This window comes from Novipirellula caenicola, from assembly GCF_039545035.1.
In the GTDB taxonomy this organism is placed as follows: Bacteria; Planctomycetota; Planctomycetia; order Pirellulales; family Pirellulaceae; genus Novipirellula; species Novipirellula caenicola.
In genome coordinates this window covers 1-1793 of sequence record NZ_BAABRO010000062.1, presented here as the reverse complement: position 1 = coordinate 1793, position 1793 = coordinate 1, and the positions used below count along the sequence as shown (strand labels likewise).

At 52.7% G+C, this 1793-nt stretch carries 1 protein-coding gene; it reads left to right on the top strand.

All coding sequences use genetic code 11. The features are described 5' to 3' along the window. Positions 1-575 precede the first annotated feature (575 nt). Positions 576-986 carry a hypothetical protein gene (locus ABEA92_RS31240; RefSeq protein WP_345689796.1) on the top strand — a complete coding sequence of 137 codons (411 nt, stop codon included), beginning with the start codon at positions 576-578 and terminating at the stop codon, positions 984-986. Positions 987-1793 lie beyond the last annotated feature (807 nt).

Here is a 1793-nt window from a genome sequence, read left to right as displayed (position 1 = left end):
GCCACTGCAACCATACTCGATTCATGCTTGCTGCGATCTGCGATAACCATGCGATGGTGACGGAGCGGCGGCATCGTTTTTGCAAAGTGGCTCAATCACCCTTCGCCGCCCGCACATCGCTCCCGTTCTGACACGCTCAAGTCGTTTTTGATTCGGCCTCCAATGCGACCGAGTGCGAATATGACGATGCGAGTGTCGTGACGGACGAGAATGCCGCCAATAGATTGATACGATGGACCGTTTTTGCTTCGCTCGACCATCGCAGGCGGACGCGACCTGCGGTTGCACTTGCGTTTCCCAGCCCGTTCAATTGCTTCGATCGCAATCATCTTTCTGCCCTACATCTTTTTGCCATTGCTCCGGCGCTCGGAGCGTCACCATTTACTTGCACGGCTGGATCAACTCATGGTAAACTCACGCAACGTTGGGCTCGTTTCGCTGCGAGCTTGGTAAGCACCGCTCGCGGTCAGAACCATGCGGTCAACGGGAGTTCGCGAGCCAGTCCACTTTAATAAAACATCAAACCCGCGAACCCCGTTACCGCGGACGTTCTGCCATTAGATGAATCCCAATCCATGACTCCGCTTCAAAGCGATCGGCACCAAGAATTAACGCAGTTGGTTGCTTGTAAGCCAGCCGACTGTTGGCCTGCGATTCTCGATCTTTGGACATCGACAAAGAAGATTTACACTTTGCCGGCTGGACCGAACGGCTACATCGACCCTGCTTACGAACTCGTTGAATTGATCTGTGAACGCATCGACGATTTTTTCCCAATGCTGAATCAAGAAGTGACGCACTCCAATCCAAATGTGTGTGCCTATTGCCTGACATGCCTTGAACGCGTTGACCGACTACAACTAACCGCTGAACAACTACAAGAGCTGCGACGACGCGACGAAGTCCTTGATGTGGTCTCTGGATGTTTTGGGTCAACGCCGACGCTTGCGAGATTTGTAGAACTTAGTGGGCAATCATATCTTTAACCATTTAGGCAGAACAAAGCGATGGACGCGGAGCCGCCGACAGCGCGTTTACAAATGCATGATCGACCACGGCGGCCCGGTCATCGCAAACGTTCGTCGAACATTATCGAACGGATTATACGCAACGATTGAAACGTTTCTCGATCAAATCGGTTCTACTCTTGATTGCGGTTTCCGCGATCGTATTCGGCGTCGTTGTCCCCGCACTTCGTCCCTTTCAACCTTCGCTCAAATTCGAGAACGTTCGTGTGACGGCATCCGACCAAGGTGACGGTACGACTAAAATTGCGATTAACGGAACGTTACGGAACACTGGAGGCGAATGGCTGAGGTTTCTCGCACAACACACGGACACTTCCGGTTACTACACGACTAGCGCCGAACCTAATGCTACACTGAGATTTGAGAGCAGCGGAATCGCGGACTATTTCGATACGGGACTTGGCCCGGGGGAAAGCATGGCCTTAACGAATACGATTGCAATCCCGCATGCGAGACTCCAGGGCGTATCCGTTACGATATCTTTCCATGTTGCCGCTGGACATGCGGAACCGGGAAGTACACGTTACGGATGGGCACGAAGCCAGACCTACAGCATCGACGAACCATGACGTGCAACGGAGGACGGCATGAGGCGTTTACAAATGGACAATCAAACCGCCGTCCCCGCTGACGTCGGACGTTACCCGACATAGATCGTGAACTTCTTCGATGTCACTCCTGGCGATACGATCCAAGTTGCCGAGAAGGCCGCGCGGTGCATCTTTTTCAATCCAAGATCTGTGTCATTCGAGCTGAATGAATCCA